This window comes from Pseudoxanthomonas sp. (genome assembly GCF_051953815.1).
In the GTDB taxonomy this organism is placed as follows: Bacteria; Pseudomonadota; Gammaproteobacteria; order Xanthomonadales; family Xanthomonadaceae; genus Pseudoxanthomonas_A.
In genome coordinates this window covers 71,113-90,704 of record NZ_JBQCIJ010000004.1, presented here as the reverse complement: position 1 = coordinate 90,704, position 19,592 = coordinate 71,113, and the positions used below count along the sequence as shown (strand labels likewise).

Here is a 19,592-nt window from a genome sequence, read left to right as displayed (position 1 = left end):
GCCGAGCGTGGTGTTGATCGCGAAGCGGCCAGTATTGCGCAGGGCCAGCTTCGGCTCGACCTGCAGCAGGTCGTTGACGATCGTGATCGGCATACGGATGTTCGCGAAGAAATTCGCGATCACGCGCCGCATGTTCGCGCTCGTGACCTTGCGGTAGGCCATCGCCGTCGGGCGGATCACCGCCTTGTCCGCGGCGTCGTTGAACGCGTACATCTTGCGGTTGAAGCCCTCCCACGGATCGTCCGTACGGGGCTTGGCGATCGTGCAGCCGGCGAGGAGGGCGACGCACAAGGCCGTCAGGCCCGCACGCAGATGGGCAGGGGTCGGAGTCGGGGACATCACGGGTCTCTTGGGCGCGGACGCAGGGCTCCGCAGCACGTGGGTATTCCTTTCCACGATGCAAGGCTACGCGAATTCACTGCTGCCATGAACCCGTGCGCGCGCCGGGCGATTTGCGCACCGTTCAGCGGGAGATTGCACCGCAGCAATCCGTGGCGCTACAATGACTGATCGTAAAGCCATGAATTGGCTTCGATTTTGGCGGAGAGCAAGAATGGCACGGATCACCGTGGAAGATTGCCTCGAGGTGGTCGACAACCGCTTCGAGCTGGTGCTGATGGCGACGCGTCGCGCGCGCCAGCTCGCGAAGGGCGCGACGGCGGCCGTCGACGGACACAACGACAAGCCCACCGTGCTCGCGCTGCGCGAGATCGCCGACCGCAAGGTCGACCAGACCATGATCGACGAGATCGACAAGCAGGAACGCGAGCGCAAGGAGCGCGAGGCGCTCGAATGGGCCGCGGCCGAAGTCGACGACGATCTCAGCAAGGGCGGCGACGACCTCTGATGGAACCTGCCTGCAGGAGTAGCCGATCCCACGGGGTAGCCTGACGGGCTGCGCCGGCGCCATGGTCACGACCACGTCCATGCGCGCGAAGGCGCCGGAGGCGAACCGGCCTCCGGCCGACATGCGGGCACTCGAACAGCAACTAGCCGCCTACCTGCCGCCCGAGCAGGTCGAACGCGTGCGCCGCGCCTACGAGATCGGCGCGCTCGCGCACGCGGGCCAGACGCGGCGCAGCGGCGAGCCGTACATCACCCATCCGGTCGCCGTCGCCGGCATCCTTGCCGAGCTCGGCATGGATGCGGAGACGATCATCGCGGCGATCCTCCACGACACGCTCGAGGACACCGCGCTCACCTCCGAGCAGATCACGGCCGAGTTCGGCCAGTCCGTGATGGCGCTCGTCGACGGGGTCACCAAGCTCGACAAGGTGCGCTTCCGCAGCCGCCAGGAGGCCGCCGCGGAGAGCTTCCGCAAGATGCTGCTCGCGATGGCGCGCGACCTGCGCGTGATCCTGATCAAACTCGCCGATCGCCTGCACAACATGCGCACGCTCGGCGCGATGGAAGCGGAATCACGCCGGCGCATCGCGCGCGAAACGCTGGAGATCTACGCGCCGATTGCCCAGCGCCTGGGCATGAATCGCTTCAAGGCGGAACTCCAGGACCTCGGTTTCCGCATGTTCCATCCGGACCGCCATCGCGTGATCGCCGAGCGCATCCGCGCCGTGTTCGGCAACCGGCGCGAGGCGATGGCACGCATCGAGGAAGCGGTGCATACGCGCCTGGGCGCGGAGCAGATCGCCCATCGCGTGGTGAGCCGGATCAAGTCGCCCTACAGCATCTATTCGAAGATGCGCGCCGAACACAAATCGTTCACCCAGGTGATGGACGTGTACGGCTTTCGCGTCGTCGTCGACAGCGTCGCGCACTGTTACCAGGCGCTCGGCGCGGTGCACGCGTTGTACAAGCCGCTCGACGGCCGCTTCCGCGATTTCATCGCGATCCCGAAGGCGAACGGCTACCAGTCGCTGCACACCGTCCTGTTCGGGCCGTTCGGCGCGCCGATCGAGATCCAGATCCGCACCGAGGAGATGGACGCCGTCGCCGAGCGCGGGGTCGCCGCGCACTGGGCCTACAAGACCGATGCCGCGCCGGCGAACAGCGCGCAGTCGCGCGCGCGCGAATGGCTGTCCAACCTCGTCGACCGGCAGACCGAGATGCCTTCGCCGCTCGAGTTCATCGAGAACGTCAAGGTCGACCTGTTCCCGGACGAGGTCTACCTGTTCACGCCGAAGGGCAAGATCCTGTCGTTGCCGAGGAATTCGACCGCGCTCGACTTCGCCTACGCCGTGCACACCGACGTCGGCAACCAGGCGGTGGCTTCCCGGGTGGACAAGAAGCTGGTGCCGCTGCGCACCAAGCTGGCCAGCGGGCAGAGCGTGGAAATCATCACCGCCAAGTCCGCCGCGCCCAAGCCGCAGTGGCTGGAGTTCGTGGTGACCAGCAAGGCGCGCACCGCCATCCGCCACCAGCTCAAGCAACTGGAGCATGAGGACGCGGTGCAGCTGGGCCACCGCATGCTGGATCGCGCGCTGGAGGAACTGGACAGCTCGCTGGAACGGTTGCCGCAACAGCGCCTGGATACATTCCTGCTCGAACACCGCTACCCGCGGCTGGAGGCGTTCCTGGCCGACATCGCGCTCGGCAACTGGATGCCGGGGCAGGCCGCGCAGGCGCTGACCGCGCATGCCGAGCTGCGCGCCGGCGGACATTCGCGGCATTCGCAGGAAAAGATCCTCATCAAGGGCACCGAGCGCGGCGTGGTCAGTTTCGCCAACTGCTGCCAGCCGATTCCCGGCGACGAGATCATGGGTTACCACACCGCCGGCAAGGGCATCGTGGTGCATCGCATGGATTGCCCCAACGTCGTCGAGTTCCGCAAGTCGCCCGAGCGCTGGGTGCCGATCGCCTGGGACGCCAACGTCACCGGCGACTACGACGCCTCGCTGCTGATCGACGTGGAGAACCGTCCCGGGGTGCTGGCGCAGGTCGCCGCGGCGGTGGCCAAGAGCCAATCCAACATCGAGCGGGTGGAGTATCTGGAGCGCGACATCAACGTGGCGGTGCTGCGTTTCTCCATCCAGGTGCGCGACCGCAACCACCTGGCCGAAGTGATGCGCCGGCTGCGCCGTCTGAATGTCGTCCACGGCGTCCGCCGCCAGTAGAGCGGAGTCTGGATTCCCTTCTGGGGAGCGATGAGACGGGGATGGTGTGCCGTGGCGGGTTGCCGCCTCGGGTAAAATCCCCGCCTTTCCAGAAAGGAGCGCCCCATGAGCAAGCAGATCATCCACACGGAGCAGGCGCCGGCCGCCATCGGCCCGTACTCGCAGGCCGTGCGCGCGGGCAACACCGTGTATTTCTCCGGCCAGATTCCGCTGGATCCGGCCACCGGCAACCTGGTCGAAGGCGACATCGAGGCGCAGGCGCGCCGCGCGTTCGACAACCTCAAGGCAGTGGCCGAAGCCGCCGGCGGCTCGCTGGGGGACATCGTCCGCCTGGGCCTGTACCTGACCGACCTGGGCGAGTTCGCCAAAGTCAACGCGGTGATGCAGGACTATTTCCAGGCGCCGTTCCCGGCGCGCTCCACCATCGAAGTGGCCGGCCTGCCCAAGGGCGCGGCGTTCGAGGTCGACGCGGTGATGGTCACCGGCTGATGCCGGCGCCGAAGCGCGCGATCACACCATGCGATCGCGCGCTTCGCTGGGCGTATGCCCGGTCCAGCGCTTGAAGGCGCGACGGAACTCGCGCACGTCGTTGAAGCCCAACTGGGTGCCGATATAGGCGATGGTCAGTTCGCGGTCCTGCAGCAGTTCCAGCGCGCGATCGGTACGCACGCGGTCGTGGATGTCGCTGAATCGCTGGCCTTCGTCGGCCAGCTGGCGACGCAGGGTACGCTCGCTCAGATGCAGTGCGGTCGCGATCTCGGTCATCTGCGGGTTCTCGCGCAGGCGTGGCCGCAACTGCCGTTCCACTGCCGCGGTGGCTTCTCCGGAGGTCGCCACCGCCGCCAGCTGCGCGTGGCACAGCGCCAGCACCTGCTGCGAACCCACCGGGTTGTAGCTGGAAAACGGCAGCGAGAACCAGCTGCGATCCACCAGCATCCGGTTCTGGCTCTGGCGGAACCGCACCTCGCACTCGAACATCCGGTTGTACTTGCTGGCGTAGGCCGGCGCGGCGTAGGTCAGATCCAGCCGCACCGGATGGAACTCCGGACCCGCCAGTTCGCGCGCCAGCATGAGCACGCTGGAGAACATCTCCTCGCACAGGAACGGAAGAATCTCCGGCAGGTCCAGCGGGGTGGTCGCCACCACCGAGACCACGTCCGGATCCTCCTGCACCAGCTGAAGATCCATCAGCGGGCCCAGGTTGCGCTGGTAGGTCAGGCCGATGTTGACCGCCTCGCCGAAGTTCGGCGCCATCCGCATCGCCAGCCCGAGCAGGCCGAAGTTGCTGCCGTTCTGGTTGCCGCCCAGGGCCAGGCCGACATCCTCGATCGGCAGGGTGGGCAGGGCGCGACGGATGACCTCGGTGGCCTGTCGGTAGGACACCCGCGCCTGCGGGTCCTGGATCTCGCGCGGTGTCAGCCGGAGCCCGCTGAACCAGGGCTCGCAGTTCACGCCCAACTCGCCCGCGAGCAGCACCAGGCTGCACAGCATGTTGGTCGGCAGATTGGCGATGGACAGGCGATTGCCCCCGTCCAGGCCCAGTTTACGGCGCATCGAAGCCCCTCCAGCTTGTCCGCTTTGCCCCCCCAAGTATGCCGCTCCTGCCCTACTTCGGGGAAACCAGTGGGACAAGACTCTCGATTACTGAATTCGCACGCGTATGGTAGCCGCCGGCCGCCGCGCGATGACCGGGGAGGGAACGCGATGCAGCGGACGATGTTGATGGCGGGTCTGGCACTGGCGCTGGCGGCCTGCCAACCGAAGACCGACGAACAGACGCCCAAGGCCGACGCGGCCAGCGCGGATTTCGCGCAGAAGCTTCATGAGCGCCTGCTCGACGCCAAGCCGGGCGATGTCATCGAGATACCCGCCGGCACCTATCATTTCGATCGCAGCCTGACCCTGCGCGCGAACGGCGTGACCATCCGCGGCGCCGGCATGGACAAGACCGTGCTCAGCTTCAAGGGCCAGAAAGCCGGCGCCGAGGGCCTGCTGGTCAACGGCGACGACTTCGCCATCGAGAACCTGACTATCCAGGATTCCAAGGGCGACGGCCTGAAGATCAGCGAGTCGGAAAACATCACCATCCGGGGCGTGAAGGTCGAATGGACCGGCGGTGCGAGCACCAAGAACGGCGCCTACGGCCTGTATCCGGTGCTGGCGAAGAACGTGCTGATCGAGGACTCGGTTTCCATCGGCGCGTCCGACGCCGGCATCTACGTGGGCCAGTCCGACGGCGTCATCGTGCGGCGCAGCCGCGCAGAGCAGAACGTGGCCGGCATCGAGATCGAGAACACCATCAACGCCGACGTCTACGACAACGTCGCCACCGGCAACACCGGCGGCATCCTGGTATTCAACATGCCCGGCCTGAAACAGCAGGGCGGCAACATCCGGGTGTTCAACAACAAGGTGATCGCCAACAACCACGAGAACTTCGGCGCCAAGGGCACCCCGGTGGCCAGCGTCCCGGCCGGTTCCGGCGTGGTGGTCAACTCCAACGACGACATCGAGATCTTCGGCAACGAGATCCGCGACAACGCGACCACCAACATCATCATCTCCAGCGTCTATTCCACGGGCTACAAGGATTCGAGCAAATCGGAAACCTTCGATCCGTATCCGGAGCGCGTCTACGTGCATGGCAACACCCTGTCCGGTGGCGGCGACTCGCCGGACGGCTTCGACCTGAAGGCGTTGAAGGTGGCGATGTACGGCCTGCGCGGGAATTTCCCCGACGTATTGTGGGATGGTTACTACAACAAGGACCGCAAGGTCGATGGCCAGGCGCGCGGACCGGAGATCTGCCTGCGCGACGTCAGCGGCGTGATCAACGCCGACGGTCCCGGCGGCTACAAGAATCCGAGCAAGGACACGCAGGCCTTCCAGTGCGAGCTGCCGCGTCTGCCGGCGGTTGATCTGAAGCGGGGTTGAGCGCGATGCGGAAGTACCGGGCCGCGGGGATGGCCATCGCCGCGTTGTTGGCCGCCGTGCTGTTCACGGGATGCAAGCGTTCGCAGGACGTGACCTTTTTCGCCGAGGGACAGCCGGCACGCCTGGACGACTGGCATGTCCTGCGCATCGAGGCGGGTCGCCTGAAATTGAACGAAGGCGTGGTGCCGTACGATCTCAACACGCCGCTGTTCAGCGATTACGCCCACAAGCTCCGCACGATCTGGATGCCCAAGGGCAGGAGCGCCGCGTATCGGCCCGACGCGGCGTTCGATTTCCCGGTGGGCACCATCATCAGCAAGACTTTCTACTATCCGTTGCCTGCCGGGAAGGCGTGGGATGGCCGTTCGGTGGCACGCACGCCGCCGTCGGCAAGCATGCTGGAACAGGAATCGCTGGATCTGTCGCGCGTGCGCCTGATCGAAACCCGCCTGCTGGTGCGGCGGGAATCGGGCTGGGTGGCGATGCCGTATGTCTGGAACGAGGCGCAGACCGAAGCCACGCTCAAACGCACCGGGGATCTGATCACGCTCGATCTGGTCGATGCGTCGGGCCAGCGCGAGGAAGCCGCGTACCAGGTGCCGGATCAGAACCAGTGCGGCGGCTGCCACATGACCGACAACCGGTCGCGCCAGCTGTCGCCGATCGGGCCGAAGGCGCGCCATCTGAACCGCGATTTCGACTACCGGGGCGGGCGCGAGAACCAGTTGGCCCACCTGGCACGCGTCGGTTACCTGACCGGTGCGCCCGCGCCGGCGCAGGCGCCGCGCGACGCGGACTGGATGGACACCGCCGGCGCCAGCCTGGACGCGCGCGCGCGGGCCTACCTGGACGTCAACTGCGGCCACTGCCACAGCCCGACCGGACCGGCGATCACGTCCGGTCTGTGGCTGGACGCGGGAACGCACGAGCGACTGAAACTGGGCTTCTGCAAGCAGCCGATCGCGGCCGGCAAGGGCACCGGCAACCGCCGGCATGACATCGAGCCGGGCAAGCCGGACGAGTCGATCCTGAGCTTCCGCATGAACAGCGCCGACCCGGCGGTGATGATGCCGGAACTGGGGCGCTCGGTCGTGCATCGCGAGGGCGTCGAACTGATTGATGCGTGGATTCGCGCGCAGCATGGCGATTGCGATGGGGATGGGCCGGGGGGAGAAGCGGTACCGGCGTCCATTTGAGGGCAAATCCGTAAAGACAATGCTTCTGGGAGGGAGTGATGAACTTGAATCAACGGTGTCTGGTGGTGGGGTTGCGGCGAGCCCTGTTCGGAAGCTGCGCATTGCTGGGGATGTCGGGTGCCGCGTGGGGGCAGTCCGCGCCCGCGCAGGAGGAGGCGACCACGCTGGACACCATCAAGGTGACCGCGCAGAGCCGCGAACAGGAACTCAAGGACGTGCCGATCGCCATCAACGTGCTCAATGGCGAGATGATCGATCAGGTGGCCGCCACCGACATCGGTGATCTGGACATGTTCGTGCCCGGACTGGAGGTCACCGACGGCAGTCCTACCCAGCCGCGCTACGCCATCCGCGGCATCTCCACCGGCGATTTCGGCATCGGCACCGATCCGGCGGTGGGTGTCTACATCGATGGCGTCTACTCGGCGCGCACCGGCGGCGCGATGCTGGCCTTCAACGACATCGAGCGCATCGAGGTGCTGAAGGGACCGCAGGGCACCCTGTTCGGCCGCAACAGCGCGGCCGGCGCCGTGTCCATCATCACCAACAAGCCGAGCAACGTGGCCGAGGGCAATGCCCGCATCCGCGTGGGGGAGGACGGACGCCGCTATCTGTCCGGGCTGGTGAACGTGCCCTTCGGCGAGCGCCACGCGCTGCGTTTCAGCGCGCTGTCCAACCACAGCGATGGCTGGATGACCGACGCGGGAACCGGGGGCCGGCTCAATCCCGAGGACACGGTGGCCATGCGCGTGGCCTGGCGTTCGGATCTGGGCGAATCGACCACGCTCAACCTGTCCTGGGACTACGAGAACATCGATCAGCTGGCGCGTCCGGCGGTCGGCCTGGTGGCGCTGGAACCCTATCCGGCGCCGGCGCCGTATCCGGCCAATCCGCTGACCTACCGCAACCCGCTGAAGGCGCCGGTGTTCAACGACGTGGTCAACAACGAAGAGTCCCGCACCTTCAACGGCGTGACCCTGCAGATCGATCACGCCTTCCCTTGGGGCAGCCTGCAGTCGACCACCGCCGTACGCGACTTCGACACGGTCAACCGCGAGGACGAGGACGGCACCAACCGCATCAACCTGTACTTCGACACCGCCAACATCGAGAGCAACCGCAGCTACTACCAGGAGTTCAAGTTCTCCGGCGTATCCGGCGGGTTCGACTGGGTGGCGGGCGCCAGCTGGTTCAAGGAGGAGGCCGATCAGACCAGCGAGACCAATCTGTTCACCGACAGCGTGGGCACCGCGATGGGCAACCTGCCGAACTTCGGCGGGGTCAACATCATCGCCTTGCTGGACCAGGTGCTGGAAGGCGCCGGCATGCCGCTGCGCCTGCAGGGACATTCCTGGCGCGAGAGCATGGTCAACCATGGCAAGGCGGAAGCCTATGCGGCGTTCGGCGACGTCATCTGGCACGTCAACGACCGCTGGAACCTGACCTTCGGCCTGCGCCTGACCCATGACCGCAAGGATTTCAGCTGGTTCAACGGCGCACGCGACGCGGCGACCCTGGACGCGACGGTGGCGATGCTGGATCAGCAGGGCTTCTTCGAACTGCTCCAGCAGATGGGCTATCCGGTCAGCGCGGACATGTTCAACCAGGACTTCGTGTTCGCCTTCGGCGAACTGGAGGGGGTGAAGAACAGCCGCAAGAAATCCTGGACCGATCTCAGCCCGCGCTTCGTCGTGGACTATGCGGTGAACGACAACACCATGGTGTTCGGCTCGCTGGCCAAGGGCTACAAGGCCGGTGGCTTCAACAGCGTGCAGCCGCAGTCGCAGTTCGACAACGAGGACGTCTGGAACGCCGAGTTCGGCATCAAGACCGTGTTCCCGGAACAGAAGCTGTCGCTCAACGCGTCGGGCTACTACTACATCTACAAGGACCGCCAGGCCATCAGCCTGGACCTGAACACCGCCGGCTCCGGCGTGCCGCGCTACATTGTCGATACCAGCGACATGCAGGCCTGGGGCGTGGACGTGGATCTGCAGTGGCGGCCGGTCACCGGTCTGGACCTGACCTTCAATACCTCGTTCATCGATGCGACCTACAAGGATGGCCTGTCCACCAACGGCCGCGACATTTCCGGCGATCCCACCGGCGAGCCCTACCTGTCGGCCTCGCTGGGCGCGGGCTACACGTGGTCCCTGGGCGATGGCGGGGACGTGCGTTTCTCGCTGCTGCACGCCTATCGCGGCAAGAGCCGCTGCAATGCCGAATCGGAGACCCAGGGCACCTGCCAGGCCAGCCCCGCCTTCCGCACCGGGGAGGCGCAGAACCGCACCGACATGCGCGTGCAGTGGTCCTCGGCCGATGGCATGTGGGGCGTGGGCATCTACGGCAACAACGTGTTCGACAAGCGCTACGTGACCGGGGTGAACAACATCTCCGCCTCCGTTTTGGGCACGCCGTTCGCCTCGATCTCGGCGCCGCGCCAGGTCGGCGTGGAGTTCAGCGCCCGGTTCTGACGCCGGCGGGCGGTTCCGGCGCGCGCCGGAACCGCTCCCGGGCTGGCAATCGCACCGCGATCCCCGGCATGCTTGCACCATGCCGCATGCCAGTCCCGGGGCCGATGAGGTGGCCCGTCTTCCGATCGCTTCGCTGAAGGGCGTGGGCGCACGCATCGCCGAGAAGCTGGCGGCGCGCGGCCTGTTGACCCTGCAGGATCTGTGGCTGCACCTGCCGCTGCGTTACGAGGACCGTACCGCGCTCACGCCCATCCGCGCGCTCAAACCCGGCGTGCCGGCGCAGCTGGAAGGCCGGGTCGAGGCGGTCGAGCGCGGGTTCCGCTATCGTCCGGTGCTCCGGGTGGCGGTCGGCGATGATTCGCACGCGACCGTGGTGCTGCGGTTCTTCCATTTCCGCGCCGCGCAGGTGGCGCAGTTCGCGCCCGGCACGCGGGTGCGCTGCTACGGCACGCCCAAGCCCGGGCAACACGGGCTGGAAATCGTCCATCCCAGTTACCGGGTGCTCGACGCGGACGCGGATGTCGCGCTCGGCGAAGCGCTGGATCCCATCTATCCGGCCGTCGAGGGCGTCGGACCGGCCAGCCTGCGCAAGCTGGTCGGTCAGGCGCTGGATCGGTTGCCCGCGGAGGCGTCGCTGGAACTGCTGCCGGACGGCCTGCTGCGCGAGGCCGGCCTGCCACCGCTGCGCGAAGCGTTGCTGGTCATGCACCGGCCGCCGCGCGACGCCGATCTGCAGGCGCTGTCATTGGGACGGCATCCGGCCCAGCGTCGGCTGGCGATGGAAGAACTGCTGGCCCATCACCTGAGCCTGCGCCGGCAGCGCATCGCGTTGCAGCGCCATCACGCGCCGGCGTTGACCGGACGTGGCGCCCTGGCGGGCCAACTGGCGAAGTCGCTGCCGTTCCGCCTGACCGGCGCACAGCAGCGTGTGTTCAAGCAGATCCGCGAGGATCTCAGGCAGCCGTCGCCGATGCTGCGGCTGGTGCAGGGCGATGTCGGCAGCGGCAAGACCGTGGTCGCGGCGATGGCGGCGATGCTGGCGGTCGAGGCGGGCCGGCAGGCGGCGTTGGCCGCGCCCACCGAACTGCTGGCCGAGCAGCACCTGGCCAACCTGCGGCAGTGGCTGGAACCGCTGGGCATCCGGGTCGCATGGCTTGCCGGCAAGGTCACGGGCAAGGCACGCGCGCAGGTGCTGGAAGAGGTCGCTTCGGGCAAGGCGCAGGTGGTGGTGGGCACCCATGCGCTGATGCAGGAGGCGGTGGCGTTCCATGACCTGGCCCTGGCGATCGTCGACGAACAGCATCGCTTCGGCGTCCACCAGCGCCTGGCGCTGCGCGACAAGGGCGCCAGCGGCAAATCCGTGCCGCACCAGCTGGTGATGACCGCCACGCCGATTCCGCGCACCCTGGCGATGGCCGCGTACGCGGATCTCGATGTCTCGGCCATCGATGAACTGCCGCCCGGCCGCACGCCGGTGCAGACCGTGGCGTTCAGCGCGGAGCGTCGGCCGGAGCTGGTGGAGCGCATCCGCGCCGCCTGCGCCGAAGGGCGGCAGGCGTACTGGGTCTGCACGCTGATCGATGACAGTGACGAGGTGATTGCGCAGGCCGCCCAGACCACCTACGAGCAACTCTCCGCCGCGTTGCCGGAGCTGCGCATCGCGCTGGTCCACGGGCGCATGAAGGCGGCCGAGAAGCAGGCGGCGATGCGCGCGTTCAAGCAGGGCGAGAGTGATCTGCTGGTCGCCACCACCGTGATCGAAGTCGGCGTGGACGTGCCCAACGCCTCGCTGATGATCATCGAGAACGCCGAACGGCTCGGACTGGCGCAGTTGCACCAGCTGCGTGGACGGGTGGGACGCGGCGCGACCGCGTCCACCTGCGTGTTGATGTACCAGGCGCCGTTGTCGCAGATGGCCAAGCAGCGCCTGGCGACCATGCGCGAGACCAACGACGGTTTCGTCATCGCCGAGAAGGATCTGGAGCTGCGCGGGCCGGGCGAACTGTTGGGCACCCGGCAGACCGGCCTGGCGACGTTCCGGGTCGCGGATCTGGCGCGCGACGCGGGCCTGCTGCCGCAGGTGCGCGAGCTGGCCGATCGCCTGCTGGGTGAATCGCCCGCGCTGGCGGATCGCATCATCCAGCGCTGGGTCGGCGGCGCGGCCCGCTACGCGGGTGCCTGAGCCTCGACTTTCGTTCGTCACCCATCGGTGCCAGACTCGCAGGCCAACCGACATGAACGAAGAAGAAGCATGAGCGACAGGATTCCACTGCTGATTGATACCGATCCCGGCGTAGACGACGCGCTGGCGCTGTTGATGGCATTCAACGATCAACGCCATGAAGTGATCGGACTGACCATCGCGGCCGGCAACGTCGGCCTGAAGCACACCGTGCGCAACGCACTGAAGCTGTGCGAGATCAGCGGACGCGGCGACATTCCGGTATTCGCCGGTGCGCCGGAGCCGCTGCTGCACCCGGCGCCCGACGCCGGTTATGTGCATGGGCAGGATGGCTTCGGCGACATCGGCTACGACGCGCCCGCCAAGCAGGCCGAAACCGAACATGCCGCACTGGCCATCCTGCGCCTGTCGCACCAGCATGCCGGCAAGCTGACCCTGGTCGCGCTGGGACCGCTGACCAACATCGCGTTGGCGCTCAAGCTGGATCCGACCCTGCCGCGGCGGGTCGCCCGCTTCGTGGTGATGGGCGGCGCGGTGACCGCGCACGGCAACATCACGCCGGCGGCGGAGTTCAATTTCTATTTCGATCCGGAAGCGGCCCATCTGGTGTTCGAAGCCTTCGAGCGCATCGAACTGGCCGACTGGGAGGCCACCATCGCCCATGGCCTGCACCACGAGCGGGTCGCCGACTGGCTGCGGGCCGATTCGGACCGGGCCCGGTTCTACGCCGGCATCTCGGAAAAGACCCGGCTGTGGTCGATCGACCGCCGGGGCGACTACTGGTATGCCGCCGATGCTTTGGCCATGGCCTTCGCGCTGGCGCCGGAAGGCACGCTGGAACGGGCGCTCCGGCCGCTGGCGATCGAGCTGGAGGGCGCCCACAGCCGGGGCGCCAGCGTCGTGGACTGGCGGCGGGAAGGCGGCCAGCCGGACAAGGTCGACATCCTGCTCAAATACGACCAGGAGCGGTTCGAGGCCCTGATCCAGGCCGCCCTGGCCGCCCGCTGAGGCCGGACAGGAGGGCGACTTGCGCCGGGAGGGGAGGGCGGGCTACAATGCCGCTCTTCCCTATCCCGCAACACGGTGTGCCCGCCATGAAGGCCGACATCCATCCCGAATACCGCGAAGTCGTCTTCCACGACGTGACCTCCGATTTCAAGTTCCTGACCCGCTCGACCCTGGGCAGCAAGGAAACGACGAAGTGGGAAGACGGCAACGACTATCCGCTGATCAAGGTTGAAATTTCCTCCGCTTCGCATCCGTTCTACACGGGCAAGCACAAGGTCATCGACACCAGCGGCCGCATCGACAAGTTCCAGAAGCGCTACGCGCGCTGAGCGGCTGTCGATTCGCCCCGCAACGGCCGCGCCAGGTGCGCGGCCGTTTGCGTTTCCGCGTTCCGGAGGCCGCGTAATCGGCGTTGCGTGGCGACTTATGCTTTGGTCTGAGTTTGGTCTGGAACCGAGCGACGACTCCAAAGCGCGTGTGCGATAATCGACGTTATCCGAGGCCCCCCCCTCCGGACTCCCGTCACACGCCGACCGTGCAAGCGGCCGGCGCTTCCCCACGAAGGAGCGCACACTGTGTCCGATCTCGACCAGGTCACGCTGACCGCCGGCGACAAATCCGTCAACCTGCCGGTCCTGAAACCCACGCTGGGCAACAACTGCGTGGACATCTCCAAGTTGACCAAGGAAACCGGTCTTTTCACCTACGATTCCGGTTTCACCGCCACCGCCAGCTGCAAGTCGGCCATCACCTACATCGATGGCGACAACGGCGTGCTGCTGTATCGCGGCTACCCGATCGAGCAGCTGGCCAAGAACTCCAGCTTCCTGGAAGTGGCCTATCTGCTGATGAACGGCGAACTGCCGAGCAAGGCGGAATTCGAGAAGTTCGATCACGAAGTCACGCATCACACGATGATGCACGAGTCGCTGAAGAACTTCCTGCACGGCTTCCACTACGACGCGCATCCGATGGCGATGCTGGCCGGCACGGTCGCCTCACTGTCCGCGTTCTATCACGACACCCTTGACCTGGAAGATCCGGAACAGCGCCGCCTGGCCGCCATCCGCCTGATCGCCAAGGTGCCGACCATCGCCGCCGCCGCCTACCGCTACTCGATTGGCTGGCCGATCCGCTATCCGCGCAACAACCTGGAATACGTCGACCGCTTCCTGCACATGATGTTCGAAGTGCCGAGCGAACCGCTGGAACTGAGCCCGGTGGTGGCCAAGGCGCTGGATCTGCTGTTCATCCTGCACGCGGATCACGAGCAGAACGCATCGACCTCGACCGTCCGCCTGGTCGGTTCCACCGGCGCCAACCCGTACGCGTCCGTCGCCGCAGGCATCACCGCCCTGTGGGGCCCGGCCCACGGCGGCGCCAACGAGGCCGTGCTGAAGATGCTGGAAGAGATCGGCACCCCGGACAAGGTGGACAGCGCCGTCGCCAAGGCCAAGGACAAGGAATCCGGCTTCCGCCTGATGGGCTTCGGCCACCGCGTCTACAAGAATTTCGATCCGCGCGCCAAGATCATCCGCGAGATGACCCACAAGGTGCTGGGCGAACTGGGCGTCAACGATCCGCTGCTGGAAGTGGCGCTCAAGCTTGAAGAGGCCGCGCTGAAGGATGATTACTTCATCCAGCGCAAGCTGTATCCGAACGTCGACTTCTACAGCGGCATCATCTACAAGGCGCTGAAGATCCCGACCGAGATGTTCACCGTCATGTTTGCCATCGGCCGCGCCGCCGGCTGGGTGGCGCACTGGCTGGAACAGCAGGTCGATCCGGAAGCCAAGATTGGCCGCCCGCGCCAGATCTACACCGGCTACGACGTGCGCGATTACAAGGGCCTCGATCAGCGCTGAGCAATCCGCTCCGTCGGTGACGAACCAAACGCAACGCCCCGCTATCGCGGGGCGTCTGCTTTTTCAGCAGGGTGAGTCGATGGCTTCGTAGCGCCGCTGCATTTCCTCGGGGGTAACGTCCTCGATGCTGTGCCCGATGTTCCAGCGGTGGCCGAAGGGGTCGCGCACCACGCCGGAACGCTCGCCATAGAACATGTCCTGCGGCGGCATGAGCAGTGTCGCGCCCACGTCCACGGCGCGGGCGAGGGTGGCGTCGGCATCGTCCACATGGATATGCAGGGTCACCGAACTGCTGGCCGTGGGATCCGGCGGCACGATGCCGTACTCGGGATAGGGTTCGCACAGCATCAGCGTGGTGCCGGCGACCTCGATTTCGACGTGTCCGACCCGGCCGCCGGGTTCGACCAGGCGGAACTTCTCGCGCGCATCCAGCACCTCGCGATAGAAGGCGATGGCGTCCTCGGCGTTGCCGACGCACAGATAGGCAAAGAGTTCATGTACCGGCATGGCGTGTTCTCCATTGGGGAAGGGCCAGCATGCAGGCGGCCGGTGGCCCGGTATTGAAGAAAATTGAACCGCTATGCCTGCTCCGGAAGCAGGACGTGGCGCGCGCCGCGCCGATGCGCGTGCCGGTAGGCTTCCGGCGGCAATCCGGCGAAGGCGTGGAACTCGCGGATGAAATGCGGCTGATCGCTGTAGCCGCTGTCCTGCGCAATCCGCGCCCAATCCCGTTCGTGCTGCGCCATGCGCAGCGCCCGCCCGAAGCGCAGCAATCGGGCATAGGACTTGGGCGCCAGGCCGAGACCGTCACGGAAGCGATCGAGGAAGCGGCGATGGCTGTAGCCCGAATCCGCGACCAGTTCGCCGACGCTCCGGCCCTGGCGCAGGCCCTGCACGGCCAGGGCGACCTGGGGATGCAGGCCATGCTGCGGGCGCAGGCGGGCCAGCAGCCATGATTCCAGTCGCGCCAGTTGACGGTCCGAATCGATCTCCGAATTCAGCTCGTCGCGCAGGCGCTCCACCTGGCCGGGCCAGAACAGGTCGAGCGGCAAATGGCGGTTGCGCAGTTCCGCCGGCGGGCAGCCGAGGAAGGCGCGGATCGCGCCGGGGCGCAACAGCGCGCCCACCGACGCCGCCGATTGCGAGACGTCCTTCAGATAGCAGTGCTCGTGGGGACCGGCGACCACCGCGTCGGAGACGCATCGCGGGGAAGCGGCCTCCACGTCATCGTAGAGCCGCAGGACGCTGCCGCCGAGCCGGACGGCCAGATGCGCGCCGCCATCGGGAAGATTGGATTCGCGGGCCGATGCCGCCCGCGTTCCGCCGCTTTGCCAAAGGGCGGAAACGAACGGACGCAGCGGCGGTATCGGTGCGCGCAGGATCATCCGCGCCGTCCTCATCCTTCAGCGCGGGATGTCGATTTCGTAGCCGGCGATTTCTTCTTCCGCCAGCAATTGCCGAAGCTGCGACAGCGACGCGCGGCGCATGGGTTTCTCGTCCACGTTCGACAGTGGCGCCTGCCGCAACGCGTCCTGGGGCAGGACGGTGACATCGAAGCTCAGCTCCTCCGCACTGAACAGCCAGACCGGCGCATCCAGATGACGCTCCCGGTCCAGGCGCACGCGCCGCATGCGCGACTCGCTGGGAATCCGATGTTCCTCCAGGAAACGCGGCAGCGCGTCGGGGTCGTCGCTGTGCACCTGCAACTGCACCGGCGCGTTGGCGTCGGCGGTGCCTTCCAGCACCGGTCCGATCAGTCGTGGCGAGAAATCCTGGAAGAAGTCGAGCGCGCGCAGCGCCGCCTCGCGCCGCTGGCGCAGTCCCTGTGCATGGGATTCACCGGCGAACAGGCGCTGGTACTCGCGCAGGGCATCCTCGATCTCGCGGTTGCGCGGCAACGAGGCGTCGTCGTGAATGCCGAGCCGGTCGGCGGCCTTGAGCTTGGCCTGGTGGAAGTCGCGGATGCCGCCCTCCGCCATCAGTCTGGCGGCCTCATGGGCCAGCCGGTGGCGGCGTTCCCGGGTGCGTGTCTCGGCGTGCTGACGGGCGTGGTGCATGACTAGCCTCCGCGTCGAAACCAGCGGCGACTGTACACCAACGATTGTGAATGTAAAAAGGCAAACGACGGCGGGTGGAAAGCCGAAGTGTCGCGGTGGGCAGCAGGTACCGCGCGCGTTTCATCGGGAGCCGACCGTGATCCGGAGTCCGGGCGGTGGCCCGGACTCCGGTTGCATCAGAAGATGTCGAAAGCTTCTTCGTCCGGGACCGCGTCCTCGGGACCGAAGTCGTCGAACTGCTCGATGCGTTCCAGATCCTCGGCCTTGACCCACTCGGTCGCGCCGTTGGTGGTGACCTGGACCATGCCGGCCGGTGGATCGTTGGCGGCGATCGGCTTGTCCTTCAGGGCCACCCGCATGTAGTCGATCCAGATCGGCAGTGCGGCCTTGCCGCCATACTCGCGATAACCCAGCGAACGGAAGTCGTCGCGGCCCACCCAGACGGTGGTGACGTAAGCGCCACCGAAGCCGGAGAACCAGGCGTCGCGGTGATCGTTGGTGGAACCGGTCTTGCCGCCCACGTCCTCGCGCCCCAGCGCCTTGGCCGCGGTGCCGGTGCCGCGCTGGACCACGTCGCGCATCATCGAGACCAACTGGTAGGCGGTGCGCTCGTCGATGGCGCGCGGCGCGGCGACGGTATCGGCCGGTTGCGCCAGCTTCACCGGAGCGACGGCGGTCGCGGTGGCGGGCTTGGCCGGGGCCGGCTTGGGAGCGGCCGCCTGCTGGGGACCGAAGTTGAACCCGTCGACCACATCGTTGGCCGGCGCGGCGGCATTGCCGAGCGAGGTGCCGCTGCAGCCGCGGCAGGCGACCGCCGGCTTCTCCTTGAACAGCACGGTGCCGGCGCGATCCTTCACTTCGTCGATGAACCAGGGCGTCACCCGCGAACCGCCATTGGCGAAGACGGCGTAACCACGCGCCACCGACATCGGGGTCAGCGAGGCGGTACCCAGCGACATCGACAGGTTGGGCGGCAGTTCCGCCTCCTCGAAGCCGAACTGGCTGATGTACTTGCGGGCGAAGTCCACGCCGATGGCGTCGAGCAGGCGCACCGAGACCAGATTGCGCGACTGCACCAGCGCCTCGCGCAGGCGCATCGGGCCGCGGAAGCCGCCGCCATCGTTCTGCGGCCGCCACATGTGGCCGCGCCGGTCGCGGAACACCACCGGGGCGTCGAGCACGATCGAGGCCGGATTGAAGCCCTTCTCGAAAGCCGCCGCGTACAGGAACGGCTTGAAGCTGGAACCGGGCTGGCGGCGCGCCTGGGTGGCACGGTTGAACTTGTTGCCGGCGAAGCTGTAGCCGCCGATCAGCGCCCGCAGCGCACCGGTGTCGGCGTCCAGTGACACCAGTGCCGCCTGGGCCCTCGGCACCTGGTCGACGACGTAGCTGCCCTCGGTCTTGCCGGTCTTCAGGCGGACCAGGTCGCCGCGCTTGAACAGCTTGCCGGGCGCCTTGCCGGTCCATTGGCTGGCCGACGGCGGCAGCACCACTTCGCTGGCGTCGGACAGGACCACGGTGGCGCTGCCGTCCGCCGCCGTGGCGGCGACGATGGCCGGCCGCATGCCGCCTTGCGGCGGCACGCCGTTCAGCTGGGCGGCCAGTGCCTTGGCGTCGGCGTCGGCCGGGACGTCGAAATGCCGCTCCACCCCGTTCCAGCCGTGGCGACGGTCGTACAGCTGCAGGCCCTCGCGCACCGCCTGGTCGGCGGCCGCCTGCAGGTCGGCATCGATGGTGGTGGTGACGTGGTAGCCCTTGGTCAGGACGTCGCCGCCGAAGCGGGCGATCATTTCCTGGCGGACCATCTCGGCCACGTAAGGCGCGTACACCTCGACCGGACGCTCATGCGGGGTCGCGTGCATCGGCTCGGCCTTGGCCTCGGCGGCCTGCGCGGGGGTGATGTAGCGGTCCTCGAGCATCCGGCTGATCACGTACACGCTGCGCTGGTGGTTGCGCACCGGGTTGCTGATGGGGTTGCCGCTGGAGGGAAACTTCAACGCGCTGACCAGGGTCGCGGTCTCGGCCAGGGTCAGCTGGTCGAGCCGCTTGCCGTAGTAGTACTCGGCCGCCGCCGCCACGCCGTAGGAGCGATTTCCGAAGAAGCTCTTGTTGAGGTAGAGCTCCAGGATTTCATCCTTGGTCAGCATCTTTTCGATGCGCATGGCCAGCATCATCTCGACCAGCTTGCGCGTATAGCTGTATTCGGAACTGAGGAACCACTGGCGGGCGACCTGCTGGGTGATGGTGCTGCCGCCGGCCACCCGGCCTTCCTTGCGGCTGACGATCTGCCAGACCGCGCGGCTGACGCCGGTGAGGTCGACGCCGTTGTGCTTGTAGAAGTCCGAGTCCTCGGCCGCGATGAAGGCCCGCTTGACCTGTTCGGGGACGTCCTTGATGGAGACCGGGTAGCGCCGGGTCTCGCCGAACAGGCCGATCAGCCGGCCATCGCTGGCGTAGACGTACAGGGGCTCCTGCAATTCGACGCTGCGCAGGGACTGGATGTCCGGAACCTTGGCCGAAACCACGTAATAGAGGACGCCGATGGCGGCCAGGCCGGCAAGGGTGAGGGCCAGGCCGGCAAGCAGGGCCCAGCGCAGGAGACGGCGGAAACGGGGCATCCAGTGGGATCCGATTGCAGAATTCTCGGGGGCAGAGTATAGATGACGGCCGGGGTCGCCGACGGCGATCCTAGGGGGAACAGTAACTTGGGTGACATCGTTCGTGAACCGTGACAAGCCGCACAGCCACGAAAACTCAAGTTGCCAAGCGTAAAAAGTTGGTTATTAATGTGGGCGGTAGCAGTAC

The 19,592-nt window shown here is 66.8% G+C and carries 16 protein-coding genes; 10 read left to right on the top strand and 6 right to left on the bottom strand.

Going from position 1 to position 19,592, the window contains the following annotated elements; genetic code table 11:
- Positions 1–339, bottom strand: a 339-nt coding sequence (locus tag ACTHN1_RS01575; protein WP_440469218.1) for an MlaA family lipoprotein, incomplete at its 3' end; no start/stop codon positions are given.
- A gap of 214 nt (positions 340–553) precedes the next feature.
- On the opposite strand from ACTHN1_RS01575, the gene rpoZ reads away from it, so the two are divergent.
- The 3 genes from rpoZ to ACTHN1_RS01560 all read left to right on the top strand — a co-directional run bounded on the left by rpoZ (position 554) and on the right by ACTHN1_RS01560 (position 3,560).
- Entirely contained in the window at positions 554–847 is a 294-nt protein-coding gene (gene rpoZ, locus ACTHN1_RS01570) for a DNA-directed RNA polymerase subunit omega (protein WP_440244692.1), read from the top strand.
- A 79-nt stretch (positions 848–926) separates the two neighbouring features.
- Positions 927–3,071, top strand: a complete 2,145-nt coding sequence (locus tag ACTHN1_RS01565) for a RelA/SpoT family protein (RefSeq protein ID WP_440469217.1) — start codon at positions 927–929, stop codon at positions 3,069–3,071.
- 105 nt (positions 3,072–3,176) lie between these two features.
- Positions 3,177–3,560, top strand: coding sequence for a RidA family protein (locus ACTHN1_RS01560; protein WP_295380001.1), 384 nt, complete (start codon positions 3,177–3,179; stop codon positions 3,558–3,560).
- 21 nt (positions 3,561–3,581) lie between these two features.
- Here ACTHN1_RS01560 and ACTHN1_RS01555 read toward each other — a convergent pair whose 3' ends face one another.
- A complete protein-coding gene (locus ACTHN1_RS01555) occupies positions 3,582–4,625 on the bottom strand; it encodes an AraC family transcriptional regulator (protein ID WP_440469216.1) in 1,044 nt (347 codons plus the stop codon).
- 168 nt (positions 4,626–4,793) lie between these two features.
- Here ACTHN1_RS01555 and ACTHN1_RS01550 point away from each other — a divergent pair, with 168 nt between their 5' ends.
- The 7 genes from ACTHN1_RS01550 to ACTHN1_RS01520 all read left to right on the top strand — a co-directional run bounded on the left by ACTHN1_RS01550 (position 4,794) and on the right by ACTHN1_RS01520 (position 14,730).
- The gene (locus ACTHN1_RS01550; RefSeq protein ID WP_440469215.1) at positions 4,794–6,005 is read left to right on the top strand and encodes a parallel beta-helix domain-containing protein; all 1,212 of its coding nucleotides are present in this window, start codon (positions 4,794–4,796) and stop codon (positions 6,003–6,005) included.
- A gap of 5 nt (positions 6,006–6,010) precedes the next feature.
- Complete coding sequence (locus ACTHN1_RS01545) at positions 6,011–7,201, top strand: SO2930 family diheme c-type cytochrome (RefSeq protein ID WP_440469214.1); 1,191 nt, start codon at positions 6,011–6,013, stop codon at positions 7,199–7,201.
- A gap of 38 nt (positions 7,202–7,239) precedes the next feature.
- Positions 7,240–9,675, top strand: a complete 2,436-nt coding sequence (locus tag ACTHN1_RS01540; RefSeq protein WP_440469213.1) for a TonB-dependent receptor — start codon at positions 7,240–7,242, stop codon at positions 9,673–9,675.
- 79 nt (positions 9,676–9,754) lie between these two features.
- On the top strand, positions 9,755–11,857 hold the full coding sequence (gene recG / locus ACTHN1_RS01535; protein WP_440469212.1) for an ATP-dependent DNA helicase RecG: 2,103 nt from the start codon (positions 9,755–9,757) through the stop codon (positions 11,855–11,857).
- A gap of 69 nt (positions 11,858–11,926) precedes the next feature.
- The gene (locus ACTHN1_RS01530; RefSeq protein WP_440469211.1) at positions 11,927–12,865 is read left to right on the top strand and encodes a nucleoside hydrolase; all 939 of its coding nucleotides are present in this window, start codon (positions 11,927–11,929) and stop codon (positions 12,863–12,865) included.
- A gap of 86 nt (positions 12,866–12,951) precedes the next feature.
- Positions 12,952–13,194 (top strand): type B 50S ribosomal protein L31, encoded by a 243-nt coding sequence (locus ACTHN1_RS01525; protein ID WP_295379977.1) that lies wholly within the window; start codon positions 12,952–12,954, stop codon positions 13,192–13,194.
- 246 nt (positions 13,195–13,440) lie between these two features.
- On the top strand, positions 13,441–14,730 hold the full coding sequence (locus ACTHN1_RS01520; protein WP_440469210.1) for a citrate synthase: 1,290 nt from the start codon (positions 13,441–13,443) through the stop codon (positions 14,728–14,730).
- Positions 14,731–14,793: 63 nt separating this feature from the next.
- On the opposite strand, the gene ACTHN1_RS01515 is transcribed toward ACTHN1_RS01520, so the two are convergent.
- The 4 genes from ACTHN1_RS01515 to ACTHN1_RS01500 all read right to left on the bottom strand — a co-directional run bounded on the left by ACTHN1_RS01515 (position 14,794) and on the right by ACTHN1_RS01500 (position 19,405).
- Positions 14,794–15,237 (bottom strand): VOC family protein, encoded by a 444-nt coding sequence (locus ACTHN1_RS01515; protein WP_440469209.1) that lies wholly within the window; start codon positions 15,235–15,237, stop codon positions 14,794–14,796.
- Positions 15,238–15,308: 71 nt separating this feature from the next.
- A complete protein-coding gene (locus ACTHN1_RS01510) occupies positions 15,309–16,115 on the bottom strand; it encodes a helix-turn-helix domain-containing protein (RefSeq protein WP_440469208.1) in 807 nt (268 codons plus the stop codon).
- Positions 16,116–16,133: 18 nt separating this feature from the next.
- Positions 16,134–16,787 carry a hypothetical protein gene (locus ACTHN1_RS01505; protein WP_440469207.1) on the bottom strand — a complete coding sequence of 218 codons (654 nt, stop codon included), beginning with the start codon at positions 16,785–16,787 and terminating at the stop codon, positions 16,134–16,136.
- Between the two features lie 176 nt (positions 16,788–16,963).
- Positions 16,964–19,405, bottom strand: a complete 2,442-nt coding sequence (locus tag ACTHN1_RS01500) for a penicillin-binding protein 1A (protein WP_440469206.1) — start codon at positions 19,403–19,405, stop codon at positions 16,964–16,966.
- Positions 19,406–19,592: the final 187 nt, after the last annotated feature.

What these genes read in the sequence shown, in the direction of transcription:
- ACTHN1_RS01565 (WP_440469217.1), top strand. Translation starts at nt 927, where the DNA reads ATGCGCGCGAAGGCGCCGGAGGCGAACCGGCCTCCGGCCGACATGCGG.
- ACTHN1_RS01505 (WP_440469207.1), bottom strand. Translation starts at nt 16,787, where the DNA reads ATGCACCACGCCCGTCAGCACGCCGAGACACGCACCCGGGAACGCCGC.
- ACTHN1_RS01555 (WP_440469216.1), bottom strand. Translation starts at nt 4,625, where the DNA reads ATGCGCCGTAAACTGGGCCTGGACGGGGGCAATCGCCTGTCCATCGCC.
- rpoZ (WP_440244692.1), top strand. Translation starts at nt 554, where the DNA reads ATGGCACGGATCACCGTGGAAGATTGCCTCGAGGTGGTCGACAACCGC.
- ACTHN1_RS01510 (WP_440469208.1), bottom strand. Translation starts at nt 16,115, where the DNA reads ATGATCCTGCGCGCACCGATACCGCCGCTGCGTCCGTTCGTTTCCGCC.
- ACTHN1_RS01545 (WP_440469214.1), top strand. Translation starts at nt 6,011, where the DNA reads ATGCGGAAGTACCGGGCCGCGGGGATGGCCATCGCCGCGTTGTTGGCC.
- ACTHN1_RS01515 (WP_440469209.1), bottom strand. Translation starts at nt 15,237, where the DNA reads ATGCCGGTACATGAACTCTTTGCCTATCTGTGCGTCGGCAACGCCGAG.
- recG (WP_440469212.1), top strand. Translation starts at nt 9,755, where the DNA reads ATGCCGCATGCCAGTCCCGGGGCCGATGAGGTGGCCCGTCTTCCGATC.
- ACTHN1_RS01550 (WP_440469215.1), top strand. Translation starts at nt 4,794, where the DNA reads ATGGCGGGTCTGGCACTGGCGCTGGCGGCCTGCCAACCGAAGACCGAC.
- ACTHN1_RS01525 (WP_295379977.1), top strand. Translation starts at nt 12,952, where the DNA reads ATGAAGGCCGACATCCATCCCGAATACCGCGAAGTCGTCTTCCACGAC.
- ACTHN1_RS01500 (WP_440469206.1), bottom strand. Translation starts at nt 19,405, where the DNA reads ATGCCCCGTTTCCGCCGTCTCCTGCGCTGGGCCCTGCTTGCCGGCCTG.
- ACTHN1_RS01540 (WP_440469213.1), top strand. Translation starts at nt 7,240, where the DNA reads ATGAACTTGAATCAACGGTGTCTGGTGGTGGGGTTGCGGCGAGCCCTG.
- ACTHN1_RS01530 (WP_440469211.1), top strand. Translation starts at nt 11,927, where the DNA reads ATGAGCGACAGGATTCCACTGCTGATTGATACCGATCCCGGCGTAGAC.
- ACTHN1_RS01560 (WP_295380001.1), top strand. Translation starts at nt 3,177, where the DNA reads ATGAGCAAGCAGATCATCCACACGGAGCAGGCGCCGGCCGCCATCGGC.